This window comes from Streptomyces sp. NPDC021012, assembly GCF_044333355.1.
Taxonomy (GTDB): domain Bacteria; phylum Actinomycetota; class Actinomycetes; order Streptomycetales; family Streptomycetaceae; genus Streptomyces.
Window position 1 is genome coordinate 242,032 of sequence record NZ_JBIRQU010000004.1, and the last position, 23,024, is coordinate 265,055.

24 protein-coding genes are annotated in these 23,024 nt (G+C 73.0%); 20 read left to right on the top strand and 4 right to left on the bottom strand.

Annotated features, from left to right (window positions below; genetic code table 11):
* Positions 1-134: 134 nt before the first annotated feature.
* The 4 genes from hrcA to ACH4TP_RS15270 all read left to right on the top strand — a co-directional run bounded on the left by hrcA (position 135) and on the right by ACH4TP_RS15270 (position 4,191).
* Positions 135-1,154, top strand: a complete 1,020-nt coding sequence (gene hrcA, locus ACH4TP_RS15255; RefSeq protein WP_376438464.1) for a heat-inducible transcriptional repressor HrcA — start codon at positions 135-137, stop codon at positions 1,152-1,154.
* Positions 1,155-2,294 (top strand): molecular chaperone DnaJ, encoded by a 1,140-nt coding sequence (dnaJ, locus tag ACH4TP_RS15260; protein WP_389221815.1) that lies wholly within the window; start codon positions 1,155-1,157, stop codon positions 2,292-2,294.
* A gap of 74 nt (positions 2,295-2,368) precedes the next feature.
* Positions 2,369-3,451 (top strand): nitronate monooxygenase, encoded by a 1,083-nt coding sequence (locus tag ACH4TP_RS15265; protein WP_398178541.1) that lies wholly within the window; start codon positions 2,369-2,371, stop codon positions 3,449-3,451.
* On the top strand, positions 3,448-4,191 hold the full coding sequence (locus tag ACH4TP_RS15270; RefSeq protein WP_389221811.1) for a 16S rRNA (uracil(1498)-N(3))-methyltransferase: 744 nt from the start codon (positions 3,448-3,450) through the stop codon (positions 4,189-4,191). Before ACH4TP_RS15265 ends, ACH4TP_RS15270 begins: the two co-directional genes overlap by 4 nt.
* Here ACH4TP_RS15270 and ACH4TP_RS15275 read toward each other — a convergent pair.
* Positions 4,188-4,580 carry a hypothetical protein gene (locus tag ACH4TP_RS15275; RefSeq protein WP_398438077.1) on the bottom strand — a complete coding sequence of 131 codons (393 nt, stop codon included), beginning with the start codon at positions 4,578-4,580 and terminating at the stop codon, positions 4,188-4,190. The two genes, ACH4TP_RS15270 and ACH4TP_RS15275, sit on opposite strands and share 4 nt — an antisense overlap.
* Before the next feature lie 68 nt (positions 4,581-4,648).
* Between ACH4TP_RS15275 and ACH4TP_RS15280 the strand changes: the two genes are divergently transcribed.
* The 5 genes from ACH4TP_RS15280 to ACH4TP_RS15300 all read left to right on the top strand — a co-directional run bounded on the left by ACH4TP_RS15280 (position 4,649) and on the right by ACH4TP_RS15300 (position 9,434).
* Complete coding sequence (locus ACH4TP_RS15280) at positions 4,649-5,959, top strand: ATP-binding protein (RefSeq protein ID WP_398438079.1); 1,311 nt, start codon at positions 4,649-4,651, stop codon at positions 5,957-5,959.
* Complete coding sequence (locus ACH4TP_RS15285) at positions 5,956-7,059, top strand: tetratricopeptide repeat protein (RefSeq protein ID WP_398438081.1); 1,104 nt, start codon at positions 5,956-5,958, stop codon at positions 7,057-7,059. The genes ACH4TP_RS15280 and ACH4TP_RS15285 overlap by 4 nt, the downstream gene beginning before the upstream one ends.
* 102 nt (positions 7,060-7,161) lie before the next feature.
* On the top strand, positions 7,162-7,521 hold the full coding sequence (locus ACH4TP_RS15290) for a histidine triad nucleotide-binding protein (protein ID WP_389221802.1): 360 nt from the start codon (positions 7,162-7,164) through the stop codon (positions 7,519-7,521).
* 3 nt (positions 7,522-7,524) lie between these two features.
* On the top strand, positions 7,525-8,430 hold the full coding sequence (locus tag ACH4TP_RS15295; RefSeq protein ID WP_389221800.1) for a ribonuclease Z: 906 nt from the start codon (positions 7,525-7,527) through the stop codon (positions 8,428-8,430).
* A gap of 2 nt (positions 8,431-8,432) precedes the next feature.
* On the top strand, positions 8,433-9,434 hold the full coding sequence (locus tag ACH4TP_RS15300; RefSeq protein ID WP_398438083.1) for an adenosine deaminase: 1,002 nt from the start codon (positions 8,433-8,435) through the stop codon (positions 9,432-9,434).
* On the opposite strand, the gene ACH4TP_RS15305 is transcribed toward ACH4TP_RS15300, so the two are convergent.
* On the bottom strand, positions 9,389-10,726 hold the full coding sequence (locus ACH4TP_RS15305; protein WP_398438085.1) for an MFS transporter: 1,338 nt from the start codon (positions 10,724-10,726) through the stop codon (positions 9,389-9,391). The two genes, ACH4TP_RS15300 and ACH4TP_RS15305, sit on opposite strands and share 46 nt — an antisense overlap.
* 258 nt (positions 10,727-10,984) lie before the next feature.
* Here ACH4TP_RS15305 and ACH4TP_RS15310 point away from each other — a divergent pair, with 258 nt between their 5' ends.
* From ACH4TP_RS15310 to ACH4TP_RS15330, 5 genes are all read left to right on the top strand, one after another.
* The gene (locus ACH4TP_RS15310) at positions 10,985-12,103 is read left to right on the top strand and encodes a carbohydrate kinase family protein (RefSeq protein WP_389221794.1); all 1,119 of its coding nucleotides are present in this window, start codon (positions 10,985-10,987) and stop codon (positions 12,101-12,103) included.
* A 106-nt stretch (positions 12,104-12,209) separates the two neighbouring features.
* Positions 12,210-13,247, top strand: coding sequence for a PhoH family protein (locus tag ACH4TP_RS15315; RefSeq protein ID WP_398178525.1), 1,038 nt, complete (start codon positions 12,210-12,212; stop codon positions 13,245-13,247).
* A gap of 12 nt (positions 13,248-13,259) precedes the next feature.
* Positions 13,260-13,757, top strand: a complete 498-nt coding sequence (ybeY, locus tag ACH4TP_RS15320) for an rRNA maturation RNase YbeY (RefSeq protein ID WP_041129173.1) — start codon at positions 13,260-13,262, stop codon at positions 13,755-13,757.
* A 4-nt stretch (positions 13,758-13,761) separates the two neighbouring features.
* Positions 13,762-15,057: a hemolysin family protein gene (locus tag ACH4TP_RS15325; protein WP_398438087.1), complete on the top strand. Its 1,296-nt coding sequence runs from the start codon at positions 13,762-13,764 to the stop codon at positions 15,055-15,057.
* Entirely contained in the window at positions 15,054-15,407 is a 354-nt protein-coding gene (locus ACH4TP_RS15330; RefSeq protein ID WP_041129171.1) for an MmcQ/YjbR family DNA-binding protein, read from the top strand. The genes ACH4TP_RS15325 and ACH4TP_RS15330 overlap by 4 nt, the downstream gene beginning before the upstream one ends.
* A gap of 1 nt (position 15,408) precedes the next feature.
* Here the strand turns inward: ACH4TP_RS15330 and ACH4TP_RS15335 are convergent, their stop codons facing one another.
* On the bottom strand, positions 15,409-16,818 hold the full coding sequence (locus tag ACH4TP_RS15335) for an MFS transporter (RefSeq protein WP_398438089.1): 1,410 nt from the start codon (positions 16,816-16,818) through the stop codon (positions 15,409-15,411).
* A 187-nt stretch (positions 16,819-17,005) separates the two neighbouring features.
* On the opposite strand from ACH4TP_RS15335, the gene ACH4TP_RS15340 reads away from it, so the two are divergent.
* The 6 genes from ACH4TP_RS15340 (at position 17,006) to era (ending at position 22,692) form a co-directional block, all read left to right on the top strand.
* Positions 17,006-17,827: a helix-turn-helix transcriptional regulator gene (locus ACH4TP_RS15340; protein ID WP_389222383.1), complete on the top strand. Its 822-nt coding sequence runs from the start codon at positions 17,006-17,008 to the stop codon at positions 17,825-17,827.
* Positions 17,828-18,096: 269 nt separating this feature from the next.
* Positions 18,097-18,459, top strand: a complete 363-nt coding sequence (locus ACH4TP_RS15345; RefSeq protein WP_389221786.1) for a cytidine deaminase — start codon at positions 18,097-18,099, stop codon at positions 18,457-18,459.
* 220 nt (positions 18,460-18,679) lie between these two features.
* Positions 18,680-19,159: a hypothetical protein gene (locus tag ACH4TP_RS15350; protein ID WP_398178517.1), complete on the top strand. Its 480-nt coding sequence runs from the start codon at positions 18,680-18,682 to the stop codon at positions 19,157-19,159.
* 212 nt (positions 19,160-19,371) lie between these two features.
* Positions 19,372-20,706, top strand: coding sequence for a beta-xylosidase (locus tag ACH4TP_RS15355; RefSeq protein WP_389221782.1), 1,335 nt, complete (start codon positions 19,372-19,374; stop codon positions 20,704-20,706).
* 66 nt (positions 20,707-20,772) lie between these two features.
* A complete protein-coding gene (locus ACH4TP_RS15360; protein WP_398438091.1) occupies positions 20,773-21,720 on the top strand; it encodes a WxL protein peptidoglycan domain-containing protein in 948 nt (315 codons plus the stop codon).
* Between the two features lie 21 nt (positions 21,721-21,741).
* The gene (era, locus tag ACH4TP_RS15365; RefSeq protein WP_398438093.1) at positions 21,742-22,692 is read left to right on the top strand and encodes a GTPase Era; all 951 of its coding nucleotides are present in this window, start codon (positions 21,742-21,744) and stop codon (positions 22,690-22,692) included.
* 78 nt (positions 22,693-22,770) lie between these two features.
* Here era and ACH4TP_RS15370 read toward each other — a convergent pair whose 3' ends face one another.
* Positions 22,771-23,022 carry a protealysin inhibitor emfourin gene (locus ACH4TP_RS15370; RefSeq protein WP_389221778.1) on the bottom strand — a complete coding sequence of 84 codons (252 nt, stop codon included), beginning with the start codon at positions 23,020-23,022 and terminating at the stop codon, positions 22,771-22,773.
* Between the last annotated feature and the right edge of the window lie 2 nt (positions 23,023-23,024).

The window sequence follows — 23,024 nt, forward strand, 5'->3', positions numbered from 1 at the left end:
GGTGCGGGCGCCGCCTCCTTGCCAGGAGCGATGCCCGCCGCCGTACACTGGCCGGGGGATCGCTGGCACTCGGACAGGGCGAGTGCCAAAAGCGGAGCAACCGGAACGACCGTCTACAGCTGGAGGTGCGCACGATGCTCAGCGAACGCAGGCTCGAGGTCCTGCGCGCCATCGTCCAGGACTACGTCGGGACGGAGGAGCCCGTCGGCTCCAAGGCGCTCACGGAGCGCCACAAGCTCGGCGTGTCGCCCGCCACCGTGCGCAACGACATGGCCGTCCTGGAGGAGGAGGGGTACATCGCCCAGCCTCACACCAGTGCCGGACGCATTCCCACCGACAAGGGCTACCGGCTCTTCGTCGACCGGCTCGCCGGCGTCAAGCCGTTGTCGACGCCCGAGCGGCGGGCCATCCACAACTTCCTCGACGGAGCCGTCGACCTCGACGACGTCGTCGGCCGCACGGTACGGCTGCTCGCCCAGCTGACCCGGCAGGTCGCCGTCGTCCAGTACCCCTCGCTGACCCGCTCGACCGTCCGGCACGTGGAGCTGCTCTCGCTGGCCCCCGCCCGCCTGATGCTCGTCCTCATCACGGACACCGGCCGGGTCGAGCAGCGGGTCGTCGACTGCCCCGCGCCCTTCGGCGAGACCTCGCTCGCCGACCTGAGGGCCCGGCTCAACAGCCGGGTGGTCGGCCGTCGGTTCGCCGACGTGCCGCAGCTGGTGCAGGACCTCCCCGAGTCCTTCGAGGAGATCGAGGACCGCGCCACGGTCTCGACCGTGCTCGCGACCCTCCTCGAAACGCTCGTCGAGGAGCACGAGGAGCGGCTGATGATCGGCGGCACCGCCAATCTCACCCGCTTCGGACACGACTTCCCCCTGATGATCAGGCCCGTGCTCGAAGCCCTTGAGGAGCAGGTCGTGCTCCTCAAGCTGCTCGGCGAGGCCAAGGAATCGGGCATGACCGTACGCATCGGGCACGAGAACGCCCACGAGGGGCTGAGCTCCACGTCCGTCGTCTCGGTCGGCTACGGTTCGGGCGGCGAGGCAGTCGCCAAACTCGGCGTGGTCGGACCGACCCGCATGGACTACCCCGGAACGATGGGAGCGGTACGCGCAGTGGCACGTTACGTCGGACAGATCCTGGCGGAGTCGTAAGTGGCCACGGACTACTACGCCGTACTCGGCGTACGCCGCGACGCGTCCCAGGACGAGATCAAGAAGGCGTTCCGGAGGCTCGCGCGCGAGCTGCACCCGGACGTCAATCCCGATCCCAAGACGCAGGAGCGCTTCAAGGAGATCAACGCCGCCTACGAGGTCCTCTCGGACCCGCAGAAGAAGCAGGTCTACGACCTGGGTGGCGACCCGCTCTCGGCCTCCGGCGGCGGTGGCGCGGGCGGCGGCTTCGGAGCGGGCGGCTTCGGCAACTTCTCCGACATCATGGACGCCTTCTTCGGTACGGCTTCGCAGCGCGGCCCGCGCTCGCGGACCCGCCGCGGCCAGGACGCCATGATCCGCCTGGAGATCGACCTCAACGAGGCGGCCTTCGGCACCACCAAGGACATCCAGGTCGACACGGCGGTCGTCTGCACCACCTGTTCGGGTGAGGGCGCCGCGCCCGGAACCTCCGCGCAGACCTGTGACATGTGCCGCGGCCGCGGCGAGGTCTCCCAGGTCACCCGGTCCTTCCTCGGCCAGGTCATGACCTCCCGCCCCTGCCCGCAGTGCCAGGGCTTCGGCACGGTCGTCCCGACCCCGTGCCCCGAGTGCGCCGGCGACGGCCGCGTGCGGTCCCGCCGCACCCTCACGGTCAAGATCCCGGCCGGTGTCGACAACGGCACCCGCATCCAGCTCGCGGGCGAGGGCGAGGTCGGCCCCGGCGGCGGCCCCGCCGGCGACCTGTACGTCGAGATCCACGAGACCCCGCACGAGGTCTTCCAGCGGCGCGGCGACGACCTGCACTGCACGGTCACCATCCCGATGACCGCGGGCGCGCTCGGCACGAAGGTGCCGCTGCAGACCCTCGACGGCGTCGAGGAGATCGACATCCGGCCGGGCACGCAGTCCGGCCAGTCGATCCCGCTGCACGGGCGCGGCGTCACGCACCTGCGCGGCAACGGCCGGGGCGACCTGGTCGTCCACGTCGAGGTGACGACCCCGAGCAAGCTCGACGCCGAGCAGGAGCGCCTGCTGCGCGAACTGGCCAAGCTGCGCGGCGAGGAGCGGCCCACGGGTCAGTTCCAGCCGGGGCAGCAGGGGCTGTTCTCACGCCTGAAGGACGCGTTCAACGGGCGGTAGGACGTGAGGAAGGGGCGGCACCCGGTGTGCCGCCCCTTTCCGTTGTCCGTGCGCGGGCATGACACGATGCCCATATGTCCCCCACCGCACTGAACGATCTCTCTCGGTTTCCGATCGTGCAGGCCCCCATGGCCGGTGGCGCCTCCTGTCCCGAGCTCGTCGGGGCCGTCTGCGAGGCCGGGGCGCTCGGCTTCCTCGCGGGCGGGTACAAGACGGCCGGAGGCCTGTACCAGGAGGTCAAGCGGGTGCGCGGGCTCACCGCGCGACCCTTCGGGGTCAACCTCTTCCTGCCGCAGGACGGCCGGCCCGCCGACCCCGCCGCCGTCGAGGTCTACCGCCACCAGCTCGCCGGCGAGGCCACCTGGTACGAGACCCCGCTCGGCGAGGCGGACGAGTGCCGTGACGACGCGTACGACGCCAAGCTGGCCATCCTCCTGGAGGACCCGGTCCCCGTCGTCTCCTTCACCTTCGGCTGCCCCGCCCGCGAGACCTTCCACGCCTTCGACCGCGTCGGTACGTACACGATCGTCACCGTCACCTCCGCCGACGAGGCCCTCGCCGCGGAGCGGGCCGGCGCCGACGCCGTCTGCGTCCAGGGCGTCGAGGCCGGCGGGCACCAGGGCACGTACCGCGACGACCCGGCCGACGAAGGCGCCCCCGGCACCGGGCTCCTCACCCTCGTCACCCAGGTCCGCGAGGCCGTCGCGCTGCCGATCGTCGCCGCCGGAGGGCTCATGCGCGGCGCGCAGATCGCCGCCGTCCTCGCCGCCGGCGCCGACGCCGCCCAGCTCGGCACCGCCTTCCTCCCCTGCCCCGAGTCGGGCGCCCACCCCCTGCACAAGCAGGCCCTGACGGACCCGCTGTTCACCCGGACCGCCCTCACCCGGGCCTTCTCCGGGCGCCCGGCGCGCGGCCTCGTCAACCGCTTCATGCGCGAGCACGGGCCGTACGCCCCCGCCGCCTACCCCGAGATCCACCACCTCACCGCCCCGCTCCGCAAGGCCGCCGCCGACGCCGGAGACGCCCAGGGCATGGCCCTGTGGGCCGGCCAGGGCCACCGCCTCGCCCGCGCGCTCCCCGCCGGGCAGCTGGTCGAGGTGCTGGCCGCCGAACTGGACACCGCCCTCTCCGAGCTCGCCCACAGGAGCGCTTCATGACCGCACCCGTCTTCGTCGTCGACACCGTCCCCGGTGCCGGGAGTTTCCTCCTGGACGGGCCCGAGGGGCGGCACGCCGTCTCCGTGAAGCGGCTGCGGGCCGGGGAGGAGCTCGTGCTCGCGGACGGGCACGGCCGCTGGGCCGAGTGCGTGGTGGTCTCCGCCGAGGGCAGGGACGAACTGACCGTGCGGGTCGACGAGGTCCACGAGGACCCCGAGGAGGAGCCCCGCATCACCGTCGTCCAGGCGCTCCCCAAGGGCGACCGGGGCGAACTCGCCGTCGAGACCATGACCGAGACCGGCGTGGACGCGATCGTGCCCTGGGCCGCCTCCCGCTGCATCACCCAGTGGAAGGGCGACCGGGGCCTCAAGGCGCTCGGCAAGTGGCGGTCCACCGCGCGCGAGGCCGGCAAGCAGTCCCGCCGCACCCGCTTCCCCGAGGTCGCCGAGCTCATGACGACCAAGCAGGTCGCCGCCCTCCTCGCGGGCGCCGACTTCGCGGCCGTCCTGCACGAGGACCGCGACCACCCCAGCGGCGCCCTCGCCACCGCCGAACTCCCCGCCAAGGGCTCGATCGTGCTCGTCGTCGGCCCCGAGGGCGGGGTCTCCCCGGACGAGCTGGCCGCCTTCGAGGCCGCGGGCGCGAAGCCGTACCGCCTCGGCCGCAGCGTCCTGCGCACCTCCACGGCCGGTACGGCGGCGACCGCCCTGGTCCTGGGGCGCACCGGCCGCTGGAGCTAGGGCCCGCCCGGCGGACCGGGGTCGGACGGGCCCCGGTCCTCCCCGGCCCCCGTCAGCTCGTCGAAGAGCGGCCAGGCGTCGACCTCCCGTACGCCGTTCCCGTACGGGAGGAGGCCCCGGGCCGCCGCCAGGTCGAGGAGCCGGCGGACCACGCCCGGCTCGTTCAGGTTGAGGTGCCCGCCGGCGGCGGCCACCTCGCCCGCCCCGTACGGGAAACCCGCCGTGACGCGGCCCGGGCCGCTCTCGAAGACCAGCCGGGTCAGGGCGTTCCGGGCCCCGGCCGGGCGCAGCGTGACATAGGTGCGGCAACCGGGATGCGTGTGGCCGACGTTCCACAGCCAGACCCGGCCGTCCACCGTCAGCCGGCGCGGCGCGCGGGCACGTCTCATGGACCGCAGCCTACGGGGGCGGGCGACCCGCTGGAGGGGGGACGGGGCGACCTTTCTAGGCTGGCCCCATGGCCGACGAGTCCCCCCTCATCCGCAGTCTGCGCGCCGCCGTGGCCGCCGCCCCCGGCGATGTGCCCCTGCGCCTCCACTTCGCCGAGCTCCTCCTCGCGGAGGGGCGCGGCGACGAGGCCGTCGCGGAGGCGGCCGTCGCCCTCCAGCACGCGCCGGGCGACGCGGGGGCGCGGGCGCTGATGATGCGGGCGATGGGGGTGCCGCCGGTGGAGCCTCAGAAGCCCGCGCCGGTTCCCGAAGGGCCCGCAGCGCCTTTGGCCCCGGTCCCCGAAGAGCCCGTAGGGCCTCCGGCCCCGGTCTCCGGAGAGACCGCCTTCGACTGGGACGCCGCCGAGCAGCAGGTCCAGGACCTCGTCGGGCCCCGGTTCCTGGACGACCCGCAGGCCGACGGCGCCGGCGGGACAGCCGGGGACGCCGCCGCCTGGGACGTCGACGCCCCCGGGGCCGTACGCCTGGCCGACGTCGGCGGCATGGACGAGGTCAAGGAGCGCCTGGAGGCCGCCTTCCTCGCGCCCATGCGCAACCCCGAACTGCGCAGGCTGTACGGCAAGTCGCTGCGGGGCGGCCTGCTCCTGTACGGCCCGCCCGGCTGCGGCAAGACGTTCATCGCGCGGGCCGTCGCGGGCGAACTCGGCGCGAACTTCCTCACCGTGTCGCTCTCCGACGTCCTCGACATGTGGATCGGGGCCTCCGAGAAGAACATCCACGACATCTTCGAGACCGCCCGCCGCCAGGCGCCCTGCGTCGTCTTCCTCGACGAGCTGGACGCCCTCGGCGCCAAGCGCTCGCGCACCCACCACAGCGGCCTGCGCAACGTCGTCAACCAGCTCCTCACCGAGCTCGACGGCATCGCGAGCGGCGCAGGGAACGAGGGCGTCTTCGTGCTCGCCGCCACCAACGTGCCCTGGGACGTGGACATCGCGCTGCGCCGCCCGGGACGTCTCGACCGGACCCTGCTCGTGCTGCCGCCGGACGCCGCCGCCCGCGAGGCGATCCTCCGCTACCACCTGCGGGAGCGCCCCATCGAGGCCGTCGACCTCGGCAAGCTCGTCAAGGCCACCGAGGACTTCTCCGGCGCGGACCTCGCCCACGTCTGCGAGACGGCCGCCGAGGCCGCGCTCCTCGACTCCGCCCGCACCGGCTCCGTACGCCTGATCACCACCAAGGACCTGCTCGGCGCGGCCAAGCAGATCAAGCCGTCCACGGAACCGTGGTTCGCCGCCGCGCGGAACGTCGCCATGTTCGCCAACGAGGGCGGCCTCTACGACGACCTCCTCGCCCACCTCAAGAGGAAGCGCAAGCTGTGACCGCCTCCGGCCCGTCCACCGAGCTCGCCCGCGCCGAGGCGCTCTACGAGACCGGGCGGTACGCGCAGGCCGGCGAGCTCGTCGCCCGGCACCTGGCGGGCGAACCGGAGGACGCCGAGGCGCTCGTCCTGCTCGCCCGCTGCCACCACCGGGCCGGCGACCGGGCCGCCGCCCTGGCCGCCGTCGACCAGGCGCTGCGGGCCGAGCCCGAGCTGCTCGGCGCCTGGCTGATGCGCGTCCACATCCTCCTCGCCGACAAGCGGTACGAGGAGGCCGAGGCCACCGCCCGGCACTCCGTCGCCCTCGCCCCGAACTACTGGGGCACCCACTACGCGCTCGGCACCGCCCTCGCCGAGCACGGCGAGGCCACCCGCACGCGCGCGCGTACCGTCGAGGCGTACGAGGCGGCCCGGACCGCCGTCGCCCTCGCCCCCGAGGAGGACGCCGCCCACTTCCTCGTCGGCCTCACCGCCCAGCGGCGCGGCGACCACGCCACCGCCCAGCGCGCGTACGAGACGACGCTGCGCCTCAACCCGCAGAGCAGCGAGGCCCACAACAACCTCTCGCTGCTGCGGCTGCGGCGCCGCTGGTTCCGGCGCGGCGCCTGGACCCAGGCCGCCGAGGGCTTCGTCGCCTCCGCCGCGCTCGACCTCCAGGACCGCAAGGCCCGCTACAACCTGGAGGCCATGGCCTGGAACACCGCCGCCGGGGCCCGCTGGGTCGCCCTCGTCGGCTTCCTGGCCGCCGCCGTCACCCGCGCCGCGATCCCCGACGGCGCGACCTGGGCCGACGCGGCCGTCCCGCTGCTCGTCGGCGGGGCCGCGGTCCTCGGCGCCTGGACCGGATGGGCGGTGTGGATGGCCCGCCGGGTGCCGCCCCGGCTGCGCCGGCCGCTGCTCCTGGTGGCCCGCAGCTGCCGGCCCGTGCTGTGCATGGCCGGGGCCGTCGGGCTCCTCGGCCTCCACTCGCTCGCCTCGCTCCTCCTGTGGTCCTCCGACCCGGGCGTGGTGAGCGGGGCCGGCACGGTGCTGTTCTGGGGCGTGATCGTCACGTACTGGGTGAGCCGCTCGGCGCTCAACCGCCGGGCGCCGAAGGACTGAGGGTTTTCCACAGGCCTTCCGCAGGGGGTCGGAAGCGGCGGATAGCATGGCCGGGTAGTGATCGTCAGTAGTCGGCAGCATCAGACCGAGGAGGTCCGGGACATGGCCGGAGAGCCGCAGAGCGACTGCCTGTTCTGCAAGATCGCGGAAGGGGAGGTGCCGGCGACGATCGTGCGCGAGACGGAGACCACCGTCGCGTTCCGCGACATCAACCCGCAGGCGCCCACGCACGTCCTCGTGATCCCGCGCGTCCACTACCCCGACGCCGCCTCGCTGGCCGCCGCCGCGCCGACCGTCGCCGCCGACATACTGCGCGAGGCGGGCCAGGTCGCCGAGCAGGAGAAGATCGACGGCAGCGGCTTCCGGATCGTCTTCAACACCGGCGCCGGCGCCGGCCAGACCGTCTTCCACGCCCACGCGCACGTCCTCGGCGGCCGCGGCCTCAACTGGCCCCCCGGATAGCCCGTGTCCGTACGCGAACTGGTCGTCCTCGGGACCGCGAGCCAGGTCCCGACCCGGCACCGCAACCACAACGGCTACGTGCTGCGCTGGGACGGAAAGGGCATCCTCTTCGATCCCGGCGAGGGCACCCAGCGGCAGATGCTGCGGGCCGGGGTCGCCGCGCACGACCTCGACCGGATCTGCGTCACGCACTTCCACGGCGACCACTCGCTCGGCCTGGCCGGGGTGATCCAGCGGATCAACCTCGACCAGGTCCCGCACCCGGTCACCGCCCACTACCCGGCGAGCGGGCAGCACTTCTTCGAGCGGCTGCGGTACGCCACGGCCTACCGCGAGACCGTGCGGCTGACCGAGGCGCCGGTCACCGCCGACGGGCCGCTCGCCGTCACCGAGGACTTCACCCTCGACGCCCGCCGGCTCTCCCACCCCGTCGAGTCCTTCGGCTACCGGATCACCGAGCCCGACGGCCGCCGCCTCCTGCCCGAGAAGCTCGCCGCGCACGGCATCAAGGGCCCCGACGTCGGCCGGATCCAGCGCGAGGGCGCCCTCGGCGGGGTCACGCTCGACGACGTCAGCGAGGTCCGGCGCGGGCAGCGCTTCGCCTTCGTCATGGACACCCGCCTCTGCGAGGGCGTGCACGCCCTCGCCGAAGGCGCCGACATGCTCGTCATCGAGTCGACCTTCCTCGACGAGGACGTCCGCCTCGCCACCGACCACGGCCACCTGACGGCCGGACAGGCCGCCGCCGTCGCCCGGGACGCGGGCGTGCGGCACCTCGTCCTGACCCACTTCTCGCAGCGCTACTCCGACCCCGCCGCCTTCGAACGGCAGGCGCGGGCGGCAGGGTTCGACGGCGAGCTGAGCATTGCCCAGGACCTCATGAGGGTCCCCGTACCGAAACGAACGTGAACATGCCTGTACCCAAGGCCGAACTGCACCTCCACATCGAAGGCACCCTCGAACCCGAGCTCGCCTTCGCGCTCGCCGCCCGCAACGGCGTCACCCTGCCGTACGCGGACACCGACGCCCTCCGCGAGGCCTACCGCTTCAGCGACCTCCAGTCCTTCCTGAACCTCTACTACGAGCTGATGGCGGTCCTGCGCACCGCCGAGGACTTCACCGAGCTCGCCGACGCCTACCTGGAGCGGGCCGCCGCCCAGGGCGTCCGGCACGCCGAGATCTTCTTCGACCCGCAGGCGCACACCGCCCGTGGCGTCCCGATCGGGACCGTGATCGAGGGGCTCGGCGCCTCCCTCGACCGGGCCGAGGAGCGGTACGGGATCTCCACCCGGCTCATCCTGTGCTTCCTGCGCGACGAGTCCGCCGAGTCGGCGCTCGCGACCCTGGAGGCCGCGAAGCCGTACCTCCACCGGATCACCGGCGTCGGCCTCGACTCGGCCGAGGTCGGCCACCCGCCGGCCAAGTTCCGCGAGGTCTACGAGGAGGCCGCCCGGCTCGGCCTGCGCCGCGTCGCCCACGCGGGCGAGGAGGGCCCCGCCGCCTATGTGCGCGAAGCCCTCGACGTCCTCGGCGTGGAGCGGATCGACCACGGCCTGCGCTGCATGGAGGACCCGTCGCTCGTCGAGCGGCTGGCCCGCGAGCGGGTGCCGCTCACCCTCTGCCCCCTGTCGAACGTCCGGCTCCGCGTCATCGACACCCTCGCCGACCATCCGCTGCGCGCGATGATGACGGCGGGGCTGCTCGTGACCGTCAACTCCGACGACCCGGCGTACTTCGGGGGGTACGCGGGGGACAACTTCGACGGGGTGCGGGAGGCGCTGGGGCTGACGCCGGAGCAGCTCCGGGAGCTGGCGCGGAACTCGTTCCTCGCGTCGTTCCTGGAGGACGACGAGCCGCGCAGGGCGCGTTATCTGGCCGAGGTGGAGGCGTACGAGTTCGGCGGGGCGGAGTAGTCCGGGGCGGGGGTGGGCGCGGGGCGGGGGTGCCTGCGGCGGGCCTCTTCCCCACCCCGCCCCTTCCCCGAACCGGGGGCTCCGCCCCCGGACACCCGGGCATCGAGCGCCGGCGGGGCCGGAATCCCGACCGCCCGGCGGGCCACCGCCGTCATCGGGGCCGCCACCAGCAACAGCAGGGCGCACAGGATCAGACCCATGCCCGGGTAGCCGGCCCGGTCGGAGAGCAGTGAGCCGACCGCCGGGCCGCATGCCGTGCCCAGGGACGAGGCCGAGCCGACCATGACGGCCCAGCGGCCGCGCGGGTCCAGGGAGGCGGCCAGGCCCAGGAGGTAGGACAGGACCACCGGGTAGACCGCGTTCCACACGATCATGCCGGTCGCGAAGCCCGCGAGGCCTTCCGCGGTCGAGCTCAGCAGGACACAGCCCGCGATCGTCACCGTGCCCGCGCCGATCGGCACCGCCCGGCCCAGCCGGGGCCCGAGCGCGCCCGCCGCGGTGACTCCGGCGACGCCCGCCCCGAGCGCCGCCGCGAAGACCGCTCCGAGGGCCACCTCGGAAAGGCCGGCCTGCGTGAGGCCGATACGGCCGCTCACGCCCCAGAGGGCGTTCTGCGCGATGGACCAGCACAGGGTCCCCCCGGCGAGGACGACACCGGTCCGCCGGTGGGGGAGGGACGCGAAACCGCGAGCGGCCCCGTCCACCGGCACCGCCTGCGCGGCCGCCCCGCCCTCCCGTACCGCGCCCGTGGCGACCGGCAGGCGGCTCGTGACCGGCCAGGTCAGGGCCGCTGCGCAGGCGATCGCGAGCAGGGGCGTGGAGTGGCCGCCGCCCAGGTGCGGGAAGGTCAGGTAGAGGGTGCCCGCCGTCGCCGAGACGGAGAGGAGGCCGAGGGTGGAGGCGCGGTGGGGGTCGCGTCGGCCCGCGATGCCGGCGACGGCGACGGCCGTGGCCGTGCCGGAGCCGAGGCCGCCGAGGATCGCGCCGGTGATCACCAGGGGTACGAGGTGGGTCGCGGCGGCGGAGCCGTATCCGATGCTCATCGCGAGCAGGCCCGCCCGGGCGGTCCGGCGCGGGGCGGTGCGGTCGCCGCGCGCGGCGAGCGTGAAGCCGGCGGTGGAGGAGCCGAGGAGGAGGACGGAGCCGATCAGGCCAGCTTGGGAGGGGGTGAGGCCGAGTCCGGCGGAGAGGCGGCCGACGACGGTCGGCAGGAGGTACGGGGCGAGGTAGCCGGCGGTGAAGAGGGCGACGAGGGCGGCGAGGGCCCCCGCGTCGCGGGTCCGCGAGGACATGGGCGTTCCCTGGAACGGAAAAGGGGAAGGTGGAGCGCCCGATGGTGTGCCGGGGGCACGGGGTCGCGGGATCATGTGTATCAAGCGGGTGAGCGGCGGGAGAAGGTGGTTTCCGTCGGTTCGGTGTGTGATCCGGGTCACTTGTTGTTTGGGAGTGGGGGTCGGGGGTACCAGCTTGCTCTTCTTGTGCGTCCCACCCGTCACCCCACCCCCATCGGGCACACTGATCTGATCCGCACCGCGACCGGGGAGCCTGCCGTGAGCACAACAAGGGGAGAGCAGCCGCAACACGACGCCGGGGTCGACCCGTTGGTGTGCCTGCGTGAGCCCACCGACCCCGCCTGCGACGTCTTCCTCACGGGAACCGTCTTCCTGGACATCATCTTCACCGGGCTCGACTCCGCCCCCGTGCGCGGCACCGAGTCCTGGGCCCGGGGCATGGGGTCGAGCCCCGGCGGCGTCGCCAACATGGCCACCGCGCTCGCCCGGCTCGGACTGCGGACCTCGCTCGCCGCCGCGTTCGGCGACGACCACTACGGCGAGTACTGCTGGGACGCCCTGGAGCAGGGGGAGGGGATCGACCTGTCGCTGTCGCGGACCGTGCCCGGCTGGCACTCCCCGGTCACCGTCTCCATGGCCTACGAGGGCGAGCGCACGATGGTCTCCCACGGCCACGAGGCCCCGCCCCTCGACGGCGCCCTGCCCGCCTATCCGCCGCACGCGCGCGCGGCCGTCGCCTCCCTCGCACCCGGCCGCTCCGAGGACTGGGTCGCCCAGGCGGCCCGGGGCGGCGCCAAGGTCTTCGCCGATGTGGGGTGGGACGACACCGGCCGCTGGGACCTCGCCGGACTCACCGACCTCCAGCACTGCGAGGCCTTCCTGCCGAACGCCGCCGAGGCGATGCGCTACACCCGCACCGACTGCCCCCGGGCCGCCGCCCGCGCCCTCGCCGACAAGGTCCGCTACGCCGTCGTCACCCTCGGTTCGGAAGGCGCCTACGCCGTCGACGGCGCCACCGGCGAGACCGCCGAGGTGCCCGCGATCCAGGTCTCCGCGCTCGACCCGACCGGAGCCGGGGACGTCTTCGTCGCCGGGTTCGTCACCGGCACCCTCGCCGACTGGCCGCTCGCCGACCGGCTCGCCTTCGCCGGTCTGACCGCCGCCCTGTCGGTGCAGGAGTTCGGCGGCTCGCTGTCCGCCCCCACCTGGCACGAGATCGCCGCCTGGTGGCAGCACGTCCAGGGCCACGCCCGGCAGGACCCCGAGGCGCTGCGCGGCCGCTACGCCTTCCTGGAGCGGCTCCTGCCCGCCCCCGCCCGCCCCTGGCCGCTGCGCAGGGCCGTGCCGACCATCGGGTTCCGGGCCGCTCATTCGTAAACCCTTACGAGCTTGTCGGTGCCTGGTCGTAGGCTTGGAAGCCGAGAGGTTGTCGAGCGGCGAGAACCCTTCAACGGGAGGTATGTGCAGGCCACAGTGCCGGCCCATGACTCAGACACCCACAGCCCACAACGGGGCACCCCACGAAGGGGTGCCAGGACAGGCCCGCGCCCACTTCACCGTCCCCGCGAAGCACCCCATGGTGACGATCCTCGGATCCGGTGACTCCCTGCTCCGCGTGATCGAGCGGTCCTTCCCGCTCGCCGACATCCACGTCCGGGGCAACCAGGTCAGCGCGGTCGGCGACGCGGTGGAAGTCGCCCTGATCCAGCGCCTGTTCGACGAGATGATGCTGGTGCTCCGCACCGGTCAGCCGATGACGGAGGACGCAGTGGAACGCTCGATCGCCATGCTCAGGGCGAGCGAGAACGGATCGGCGGAGGGCGGCGAGGAGACTCCCGCCGAGGTGCTCACGCAGAACATCCTCTCCAGCCGGGGACGCACGATCCGTCCCAAGACGCTCAACCAGAAGCGGTACGTCGACGCGATCGACAAGCACACGATCGTCTTCGGCATCGGCCCCGCCGGCACCGGCAAGACCTACCTCGCCATGGCGAAGGCGGTCCAGGCCCTGCAGTCCAAGCAGGTCAACCGGATCATCCTGACCCGGCCCGCCGTCGAGGCGGGCGAGCGGCTCGGCTTCCTGCCCGGCACGCTCTACGAGAAGATCGACCCGTACCTGCGGCCGCTCTACGACGCCCTGCACGACATGCTCGACCCCGACTCGATCCCCAAGCTCATGGCGAGCGGGACGATCGAGGTCGCGCCCCTGGCCTACATGCGGGGCCGGACGCTCAACGACGCGTTCATCATCCTCGACGAGGCGCAGAACACGAACCCCGAGCAGATGAAGATGTTCCTCACCCGCCTCGGCTTCGACTCGAAGATCGTCATCACCGGTGACATCACCCAGGTCGACCTGCCGAACGGGACGAAGAGCGGTCTGCGGCAGGTCCGCGACATCCTGGAGGGCGTCCAGGACGTGCACTTCTCGACGCTCACGTCGCAGGATGTCGTCCGGCACAAGCTCGTCGGCCGTATCGTCGACGCGTACGAGCAGTACGACAGCCGCAACGGGAAGTAGCAGAAACAGCACATGTCGATCGACGTCAACAACGAGTCCGGCACCGAGGTCGACGAGCAGGCGATCCTCGACATCGCCCGCTACGCGCTCGCGCGCATGCGCATCCACCCGCTCTCCGAGCTCTCGGTGATCGTCGTGGACGCGGAGGCGATGGAGCAGCTCCACATCCAGTGGATGGACCTGCCCGGACCGACGGACGTCATGTCCTTCCCGATGGACGAGCTGCGCCCGCCGTCGAAGGACGACGAGGAGCCCCCGCAGGGCCTCCTCGGCGACATCGTGCTCTGCCCCGAGGTCGCCACCCAGCAGGGCAAGGACGCGCCGACGCAGCACTCCATGGACGAGGAGCTCCAGCTCCTCACCGTCCACGGCGTGCTGCACCTGCTCGGGTACGACCACGAGGAGCCGGACGAGAAGGCCGAGATGTTCGGCCTCCAGGCGGCGATCGTCGACGGCTGGCGCGCGGAGAAGGGCCTCACCGGCCCGTCCCCGGCTCCGACCGTCTCCTGACCCGATGGACGTCTCGCTGATCCTCGGCGCGGTCGCGCTGGTCATCATCGCCTGGCTCGCCGCCTGCGCCGAGGCCGGTCTCGCCCGCGTCTCCAGCTTCCGCGCCGCCGAGGCCGTACGGTCCGGGCGGCGCGGAGCCGAGAAGCTCGCCCAGGTCGCCTCCGACCCGACCCGCTATCTCAACGTGGCGCTGCTCGTCCGCGTCGCCTGCGAGATGGCGGCGAGCGTCCTCGTCACGTACGCCTTCCTCGAATCCTTCCCGGAGACCTGGCAGGCGCTGCTCGCCGCGATCGGCGTCATGGTCCTCGTCTCGTACGTGGCCGTCGGCGTCTCGCCGCGCACCATCGGCCGCCAGCACCCGCTGAACACGGCGACCGCCGCCGCGTACGTGCTGCTGCCGCTGGCCCGGATCATGGGCCCGATCCCGCAGCTGCTCATCCTCATCGGCAACGCGCTGACCCCGGGCAAGGGCTTCCGCAAGGGCCCCTTCGCCTCCGAGGCCGAGCTGCGGGCCATGGTCGACCTCGCCGAGGCCGAGTCGCTCATCGAGGACGAGGAGCGCCGCATGGTGCACTCCGTCTTCGAGCTGGGCGACACCCTCGTCCGCGAGGTGATGGTGCCCCGGACCGACCTGATCTGCATCGAGCGGTACAAGACGATCCGTCAGGCCCTCACGCTCGCGCTGCGCTCCGGCTTCTCCCGGATCCCGGTCACCGGGGAGAACGAGGACGACATCGTCGGCATCGTCTACCTGAAGGACCTGGTCCGCCGGACCCACATCAACCGGGACTCCGAGTCCGACCTGGTGTCCACCGCGATGCGGTCCGCCGCCTTCGTGCCCGACACCAAGAACGCCGGGGACCTGCTGCGCGAGATGCAGCAGCAGCGCAACCACGTCGCCGTCGTCATCGACGAGTACGGCGGCACGGCCGGCATCGTCACCATCGAGGACATCCTGGAGGAGATCGTCGGCGAGATCACCGACGAGTACGACCGGGAGCTGCCGCCCGTCGAGGAGCTCGGCGACGACCGCTACCGGGTCACCGCCCGCCTCGACATCGGCGACCTCGGCGAGCTGTACGGCTTCGGCCCCGACGAGTACGACGACGAGGACGTGGAGACCGTCGGCGGTCTGCTCGCCAAGGCCCTCGGCCGGGTCCCGATCTCGGGTGCCAAGGCCGTCGTGGAGCTGCCGGACGGCCGCTCGCTGCGGCTGACGGCCGAGTCGCCCGCCGGCCGCCGGAACAAGATCGTCACCGTGCTCGTGGAACCGCTGGAACCGGAGGAGAAGCCGGAATGACCCCCGACGAGCTGCGCGCCTTCTGCCTGGACTTCAACGACGCCTCGGAGGAGTTCCCCTTCGGTCCGGACACCTCCGTGTTCAAGGTCGCCGGGAAGATGTTCGCGCTCTCGTGGCTCGACGGCCGGCCGCTGCGGGTCAACCTCAAGTGCGATCCGGACGAGGCCGTACGGCTCCGGGCGGAGCACCCGGCGATCGCCCCCGGCTACCACATGAACAAGCGGCACTGGAACACCGTGACCGTCGGAGAGCTCCCGGACCGGATGGTCCGGGAGCTCGTCGAGGACTCGTACGACCTGGTGGTCGCGGGTCTGCCGAAGGCCGTACGGCTCCGCCTCGACAGGCCGTAGCTCAGGACCGGCGCCGCAGGCCGAGGGCGACCACGACCGCCGCGCCGACCACGATCGCCGCGTCGAGGGCGATGACCGTGCGGACCCCGGCGAAGAGGTCGGAGCCGGTGGTGGCGAGCACGCCGAGCAGCGGGATGCCGACGGTGAGCCCGACCTGCTGGGTGGTGGTGACCAGACCGGTCGCGAGCCCCTGCTCCTCGTCGCGGACGCCGGAGGTGACGGTCACGCCGTACGAGATGATCGCGCCGAGGTGCAGCATCGACGCCAGCGAGACGGCCACCGTCGCCAGGACCGCGCCCGACTCGCGCCCGATGCCGAGGATCGCGGCGGTCAGCAGGCCCTGGCCGAGGAGCGAGACCACCAGGGTGCGGTGGGCGCCGAAGCGGCCGATCACCTTCGAGGTGAACACGCCGGCGAGCACCGAGAACGCGCCCTGGACGCCGAAGACGATGCCGGAGGCGAAGGCCGAGAGGCCGAGGGTCTCCTGGAGGTACAGGGTCAGCACGAAGACGATCGTCGACATCATCGAGAAGGTGACCAGGCCGCCCAGGTTGCCGAAGGCGACGGTACGGCGGCGCAGCACCGGCAGCGAGACCAGCGGGGCCGGGTGCCGGGACTCGATCACGCCGAAGGCCGCGAGCAGCAGCACGCCCAGGGCGAGGGCGACGGGGACGTCCACGCCGCCGAAGCCGCGCTCGGCCGCCGTCGTCAGCGCGTAGATCAGGGAGAGCAGACCACCGGTGACGGTCAGCGCGCCGGGCACGTCGAGGCGGGGCCGCTCGGGGGTGCGGGACTCGGGCAGCAGGCCCGGGGCGAGCGGCAGCACGACCAGGGTGAAGACGGCGAGCAGGCCCATCGTGGAGCGCCAGCCGAGGGTGTCGGTCATGACCCCGCCGAGCACCATGCCGATGGTGAAGCCGAGGGACATCAGGGTGCCGGAGATGCCGAGCGCCCTCGCCCGCAGCGGGCCCTCGGGGAAGGCGGTGGTGAGCAGCGCCATGCCGGTCGGCACGATGGCCGCCGCGCCGAGGCCCTGGAGGGCGCGGCCGGCGAGGAAGGCGCCGGGGCTCCAGGCGAGGGTCGCGAGCAGGGAGGCCGCGCCGAAGAGCACGAGGCCGGAGAGGAAGAGCTTCTTGCGGCCGAACAGGTCGCCGATCCGGCCGAAGAGGAGCAGGAAGCCGCCGGAGGGCAGGGCGAAGGCGGTGACGGCCCACTGCAGGGCGGACTGGTCGAAGTGCAGGTCGGCGCCGAGGACGGGCAGGGCGACGTTCAGGACGGAGAAGTCGAGCGCCACCATGAACTGGGCGGCGCACAGGACGAAGAGGACGAGCCGGTCGCGGCCGGTGAGGGCCGGGGGAGCGGCGGGGGCGGGGGCGGTGGCGGATGCGGGCTTGGTGGTCGTCGTTGCCATGCGTCCACCTTCGGCGCCCGGGAACAACGCCGGGGAGCGGGAACTTATCCTGTTGGTCGCACCACCAGGCACCGACAGGCGCCACCGGCATCCACCATGCGTCCAGGGGGAGGAAGCACACGTGGCCACCGCTCTCGAGAGCAGCAGCGCGAAGCGGCACCGACTCGGCGAACTGCGCGAGTTCCTGATGAGCCGCCGGGCCCGGGTCACCCCGGCCGAGGCGGGACTCCCGGACGGCGGCGCCCGGCGGCGCACCCCGGGCCTGCGCCGGGAGGAGGTCGCGGTCCTCGCGGGCGTCGGGGTCTCCTGGTACCAGTGGCTGGAGCAGGGCCGGGACATCACGGTCTCCCCGCAGGTCCTCGACTCGGTCGCGCGGGTGCTGCGGCTGAGCCCGGCCGAGCGGCGGCACCTGTACGTCCTGGCGGCGCTGAACCCGCCGGCGCTCGAACTGGCCCCGGAGGACCGGGACATGTGCCACGGGCTGCAGCGGCTCATCGACGCGTGGATGCCGTTCCCGGCGCACATCATGGACCAGTACTGGAACACCGTGATGTGGAACGACGCCGCGGCGATCGTGCTCGGGATGCGGCCGGAGATCGCCCAGAACTGCCTGGTCGCGTTCTTCACGGACCCGCTGTACCGCTCGCGTTCGACGCGCTGGGAGGAGCTGGCGCCGAAGGTCGTCGCGCAGTTCCGCTCGGCCTGCTCCGAGTGCCCGGACGACGAGGGCTTCCAGGCCGTTGTCGAGGAGGCCAAGGCGGTCAGCCCGGAGTTCGCGGAGCTGTGGGAGCGGCGGGACATCCTGCCGGGCGGCCAGAACCGCAAGGAGATGGAGCACCCGCTGGTCGGCACGCTGGTCGTCGAGGCGACCCAGTTGAGGGTCCCGGCCCGCCCGGACCTGGTCATCGTCATGCACACCCCGCTCCCTGAGGCCGACACGGCCGAGAAGCTGGAGTGGCTCGTGTCCCCGGAGGGCCGCCGCGGGGCGATGTACCCGGTGGCGGGCTGAGCCCGGAGAGCGCGCGGGTGGTCGCGGCTGAGCCCGGGGGCGGGGCACCCGATGACGGGCCGCGGCCCGAGCCGGTCGAGCCGGTGCGGCTGGTGGCGGGCTGAAGCCCGGGGGCCGTGCGGCTGGTGGCTGGCTGAAGCCCAGGGGCCGTGCGGCTGGTGGCGGGCTGAAGCCCGGAGGCGACACGGCTGGTCGCAGGCTGAGACCGGGGGCGATCACGGGCTGAGACCCGCACCGGTCCCGGACCGACCCCGACCTATGCTCGGCTCATGACACTCAGCAGCGAGCACGGCGACCTCGGCGCCGAGGACCTCAAGATCATCACCCTGGCGCGGAGCGCCCGCGCACGCAACGGCGTGCCCGAGGGCGCGGCCGTACGGGACGAGACGGGCCGCACCTATGTGGCCGGCACGGTGGAGCTGGAGTCGCTCAGGCTGAGCGCGCTGCGGACCGCGGTCGCGATGGCCGTGGCCAGCGGCGCCGAGTCCCTGGAGGCGGCGGCCGTGGTGTCGAACGCCGAGGCGCTCTCGGACGAGGACCGCGCGGCGGTGCGGGACCTGGGCGGCCCGAAGACCCCGGTCCTGCTCGCGGGCCCGGACGGGCAGCTGCGGACGGCCGTCACCGCGGGCTGAGCCGGCGGGCGCCCCACGGCGAGATCAGGACAGCGGGGCCCGGCGTCGTGCCGGGCCCCGCTGTCCTTGTGTGTTTGTGAAGGATCACCGCATCTTCTCTTGCCTTCCCCGGCGGTCTGCGCGTCAATGACAGCGGTTCGTCCGACGGACCGTCAGATCTCCACCGTTCACGCAGTGTCCGCACCCCTGCGTCAGGCAGCAGAAGGGGTTCGAACTCGCCATGAGAAACAGAAGCACCTTAGGGACCGTCGCGGTACTCACCGGGGCGCTCGCCGCCGCCGGACTCGCCTTCGCCCCGACGGCCGGCGCCGTCGCACCGGGCTCGGCGACAGCGACGTACGACTGTGGCACCTGGGGCAGCGGCACCGCCAACCTCACGGCCACGCAGAGCGGCACCGCCGCGACCATCACCCTCACCTCGGCCATCACGACGCCGGTCGCGGTCGGCGCCGACACGATCAGCTCCACCCTGACGATGGCCAAGGGTGGCGGTGGCACCCGGGTCTTCACCGGGAAGAAGAACCCGGCGCTCTCCGCCGGGCAGTCCGTCAAGATCGGTCCCCTCAGTGGGACCGTGGCCTCGGGCGACAGCCTCAACTCGTACTTCGCGGGGGTCGCCCTCAAGATGGTGATCTTCGGGGTGACGGTGAACTGCGACGCCGTGACCTCGCAGTCGCCGGGACCGTTCGTGTTCAGCTGAGCCCGCACCACCCGGACCGGTGTCGCCCTGGGCGGCACCGGTCTCTCGCATGCCCGGGTGTGGCCCGGCAGCCGTGACCTGCGGAAACATCCCCATGGTCGGATCTTGACAGCATCTGATGGCCCATCAGTCGACGTGCCTCGATTCCATTGACTTCTCTCCGCCCGCGCCCGTCAATGGCGCCCACTCATCCCTCAGGAGGGGGCACACACATGGCACTCAACCGATCCCGGGCGGCGGCCCGAAGACGGCGCTGGACCGCCGCCCTCGGCGTCACCGCCCTCGCGGTCGCCGGCGGCGGCGCGCTCGCCGCACCGGCCGGGGCGACCACCACCTCCCAGGCGGTGGAATTCCAGACCCGCTGCGTCCCGCCGCCGATCGCCCAGATCCCGCCGATCGAGGGCACGACCACCGCCCAGATCACGGTCGACAAGCCGAGCCCCAAGGTCGGCGAGACCGTCACCGTGACCTACACGATCACCAAGCCCGCCGCGTCCAACCCCGTCGACCTCGCGCTCCCGGCCGACATCATGACGCCCACCGGCAAGGTGGTCCTCGGCGGCGCCCAGAGCGGCACGGTCACCGTCACCGGCCCCAAGAAGAACCCGCCGGTCCCCGGCAAGGGCTCCTTCCCGGCCTTCTCCATGACGGGCACCTTCACCGCCACCGAGGCCGGCTCGATCAGCCTCTCGCCCGGCGACTACAACATCCACACCAGCTACCTCATGGAGCTGGACACCCCCTGTACGGTGCTCAACCCGCCCGCCCCGGTCTCCGAGACGGTCGTCGCGAGCCCCGTGACCAGCCCCAATCTCCGCGCGCTCCAGCTCGACAACGCCTCCGGGGACCCCGGCGTCCGGGTGACCGTCACCGGCTCCAAGTTCACCCCGCTCACCGAGGTCACCGTCGTCGGCCGCGCCGGAGCGGCGGAGACCGCCGACAAGATGACCGTCACGACCGACAGCGAGGGCGGCTTCGCCGCGCGCCTGAAGGTCAACGACCCGGCGACCACCGGGATCGTGGCGTACGAGGGCACGGCCTGGGACCCGGAGAAGGGCGCCGGACCCGCCGCGTACAAGGTCGTCGTCCCGGCTCCGCCGAACAGCCAGACGATCACGGCGGCCGTCAACGCGGGCGAGCTGTCGATGACCCAGGCGGGGGACGCCGTCCAGCTGTCCTCCGTCGACTTCGGCGCGGGCGGCGCGGCCAAGGGCGCGCTCCAGACGGTGACCGTCAAGGACTTCCGCGGCGGCCCCGCCGGCTGGTCCCTGACCGGCAAGGTCACCGACTTCACCGGCCCCGGCGGAGCCATCGGCGCCGGGAACCTCTCCTGGACGCCCGCCTGCACCGCCAAGGCCGGCAGCCCCAGCGCCTGCGCCGCCGGCTCGGCGGGCCCGGTCGGCAGCGGCGGCGCGACCCTCGCCTCCACCCCGAACGGCACCCTCACGGGCGGCGAGTTCACCGTCGACGCGCAGCTCTCCCTCGACGTCCCGGCGTTCACCGCGCCCGGCTCGTACGCGGGCGTGCTCACGCTGACCCTGTCCTGACCGCCCCGCGGGCCGGGCGCGCACCCGGCCGGCCCGCCCCGATCCGCACCCCGGGGGTCCGCACCCGTGCGCACGAAGCCGTACGTCCTCCTCCTGAGCACGCTCCTCGTGCTGCTCGGCCTCGCGCCGGGCGCCCAGGCCGCCGAGAACGGCGAGTGGGCCGTCTACCCGGCCGCCTCCAAGCTCGGCGGCCGCCCGTACTTCTACCTCTCCGCCGACCCCGGCACCACGCTCACCGACCGGGTCACCGTCGCCAACAAGACCGCCGCCCCGCTCACCTTCCGGCTGTACGGCGCCGACGCCTACAACACCGACCGGGACGGCGGCTTCGCCGTGCGCACCCAGCGGGAGAAGCAGACCGGCGCGGGCGCCTGGATCAAGCCCGAGCGGACCCGGATCACCGTCCCGGCCCGCTCCGCCGTCACCGTCCCCTACACCCTGGCCGTCCCCGCCGACGCCGACCCCGGCGACCACCCCGGGGCCCTCGTCGCCCTCGACGAGCGGATCGCCCCGGGCGGGAAGGGAGCCGTCGCCATGGGCGTCCAGCGCGCGGTCGGCGCCCGCGTCTACCTGAGGGTCAACGGGCCGACCGTCCCCGCCCTCGCCGTCGAGGACGTCACCCTCGACCAGGACCGGCCGTGGGTCCCCGGCACCCGTACGAGCACCGCCCTCGTCTCGTACACCCTGACCAACCGGGGCAACGTCACCCTCAACCCCAAGGTCGTCCTCAAGGCCCAGGGCCTCTTCGGCCGCACCCTCCTCGACCGCGACCTGGCCGGGGTCCCGGCCGAGCTGCTGCCCCGGCAGAGGATCCGGCTCACCGAGCGCTGGACCGGCTCCCCGCAGTTCGACTGGGGCGACGTGACCCTCACCGCCACCGCGAAGGGCGTGCGGGAGACCGGCACCGCCTCCTTCCTGGCCCTGCCCTGGCTGGCGGCCTCGGTCCTCCTCGTGGGCGGCGCGGCCGGGCTCTACGGCCTGCGGATACGCCGCCGCCGGGCACTGAGTGCGTGAGGCGGGCGCTCATCGGGGACAATGGCCCCCATGAGCGCTCGCAACCAAGAAACCGAAGCCGTCCACCGGGCCGGCTTCGCCTGCTTCGTCGGCCGCCCCAACGCGGGCAAGTCCACCCTCACGAACGCTCTGGTCGGCCAGAAGGTGGCCATCACCTCGAACCGGCCGCAGACCACCCGGCACACCGTCCGCGGCATCGTGCACCGCCCGGACGCGCAGCTGATCCTGGTCGACACCCCCGGCCTCCACAAGCCGCGCACCCTCCTCGGCGAGCGGCTCAACGACGTCGTGCGCACCACCTGGGCCGAGGTCGACGTCATCGGCTTCTGCCTGCCCGCCGACCAGAAGCTCGGCCCCGGCGACCGCTTCATCGCCAAGGAGCTCGCCGAGATCAAGAAGACCCCCAAGGTCGCCATCGTCACCAAGACCGACCTGGTGGACTCCAAGACCCTCGCCGAGCAGCTGATCGCCATCGACCAGCTCGGCCGGGAGCTCGGCATCGAGTGGGCCGAGATCGTGCCCGTCTCCGCCGTCGGCGACAAGCAGGTCCAGCTCGTCGCCGACCTGCTCATCCCGCTCCTCCCGCAGTCCCCGCCGCTCTACCCGGAGGGCGACCTCACGGACGAGCCGGAGCAGGTCATGGTCGCGGAGCTGATCCGCGAGGCCGCGCTCGAAGGCGTACGGGACGAGCTGCCGCACTCGATCGCGGTGGTCGTCGAGGAGATGATCCCGCGCGAGAACCGCCCGGTGGACCGGCCGCTGCTCGACATCCACGCGAACGTGTACATCGAGCGCCCCAGCCAGAAGGGCATCATCATCGGCCCCAAGGGCAGCCGCCTCAAGGAGGTCGGCATGAAGTCCCGCAAGCACATCGAGGCCCTCCTCGGCACCCCCGTCTTCCTCGACCTCCACGTGAAGGTCGCGAAGGACTGGCAGCGCGACCCGAAGCAGCTGCGCAAGCTCGGCTTCTAGGGGAGCCCCCACCGTCCGGCCGGAGGACGGCGGTGAAAAGGGGCCCCGAAGCAGCTGCGCAAGCTCGGCTTCCGAGGTTCAGGCGCCTTCCTTGAGGACCCTCGTCACGAGGGTCCTCTGGGCGTCCGTGAGGCGGGGGTCGCCGCAGCGGACCGTGCGGCCGTCGATGTCGATCTCGTAGGAGAAGCCGTCCGGCACGCCCCGGACGTCGCCGTCGCCGTCCGTGAGGACGGTGGAGGCCAGGGACTCCCATTCGGGTCCCGAGACCTCCACCTCCGCCGACCGCTCGATGCCCGCGAAACCGCCCGTGCGCCGCACTCGAATCCGCATGG

Bases quoted from the DNA above. Each gene is read 5' to 3' on its own strand.
- ACH4TP_RS15340 (WP_389222383.1), top strand. From the start codon at position 17,006: ATGAGCCGCCGGGCCCGGGTCACCCCGGCCGAGGCGGGACTCCCGGAC.
- hrcA (WP_376438464.1), top strand. From the start codon at position 135: ATGCTCAGCGAACGCAGGCTCGAGGTCCTGCGCGCCATCGTCCAGGAC.
- ACH4TP_RS15335 (WP_398438089.1), bottom strand. From the start codon at position 16,818: ATGGCAACGACGACCACCAAGCCCGCATCCGCCACCGCCCCCGCCCCC.
- ACH4TP_RS15350 (WP_398178517.1), top strand. From the start codon at position 18,680: ATGAGAAACAGAAGCACCTTAGGGACCGTCGCGGTACTCACCGGGGCG.
- ACH4TP_RS15315 (WP_398178525.1), top strand. From the start codon at position 12,210: ATGACTCAGACACCCACAGCCCACAACGGGGCACCCCACGAAGGGGTG.
- ACH4TP_RS15370 (WP_389221778.1), bottom strand. From the start codon at position 23,022: ATGCGGATTCGAGTGCGGCGCACGGGCGGTTTCGCGGGCATCGAGCGG.
- ybeY (WP_041129173.1), top strand. From the start codon at position 13,260: ATGTCGATCGACGTCAACAACGAGTCCGGCACCGAGGTCGACGAGCAG.
- ACH4TP_RS15345 (WP_389221786.1), top strand. From the start codon at position 18,097: ATGACACTCAGCAGCGAGCACGGCGACCTCGGCGCCGAGGACCTCAAG.
- ACH4TP_RS15290 (WP_389221802.1), top strand. From the start codon at position 7,162: ATGGCCGGAGAGCCGCAGAGCGACTGCCTGTTCTGCAAGATCGCGGAA.
- ACH4TP_RS15355 (WP_389221782.1), top strand. From the start codon at position 19,372: ATGGCACTCAACCGATCCCGGGCGGCGGCCCGAAGACGGCGCTGGACC.
- ACH4TP_RS15275 (WP_398438077.1), bottom strand. From the start codon at position 4,580: ATGAGACGTGCCCGCGCGCCGCGCCGGCTGACGGTGGACGGCCGGGTC.
- ACH4TP_RS15305 (WP_398438085.1), bottom strand. From the start codon at position 10,726: ATGTCCTCGCGGACCCGCGACGCGGGGGCCCTCGCCGCCCTCGTCGCC.
- ACH4TP_RS15270 (WP_389221811.1), top strand. From the start codon at position 3,448: ATGACCGCACCCGTCTTCGTCGTCGACACCGTCCCCGGTGCCGGGAGT.
- era (WP_398438093.1), top strand. From the start codon at position 21,742: ATGGCCCCCATGAGCGCTCGCAACCAAGAAACCGAAGCCGTCCACCGG.
- ACH4TP_RS15300 (WP_398438083.1), top strand. From the start codon at position 8,433: ATGCCTGTACCCAAGGCCGAACTGCACCTCCACATCGAAGGCACCCTC.
- ACH4TP_RS15325 (WP_398438087.1), top strand. From the start codon at position 13,762: ATGGACGTCTCGCTGATCCTCGGCGCGGTCGCGCTGGTCATCATCGCC.
- ACH4TP_RS15265 (WP_398178541.1), top strand. From the start codon at position 2,369: ATGTCCCCCACCGCACTGAACGATCTCTCTCGGTTTCCGATCGTGCAG.
- ACH4TP_RS15330 (WP_041129171.1), top strand. From the start codon at position 15,054: ATGACCCCCGACGAGCTGCGCGCCTTCTGCCTGGACTTCAACGACGCC.
- ACH4TP_RS15280 (WP_398438079.1), top strand. From the start codon at position 4,649: ATGGCCGACGAGTCCCCCCTCATCCGCAGTCTGCGCGCCGCCGTGGCC.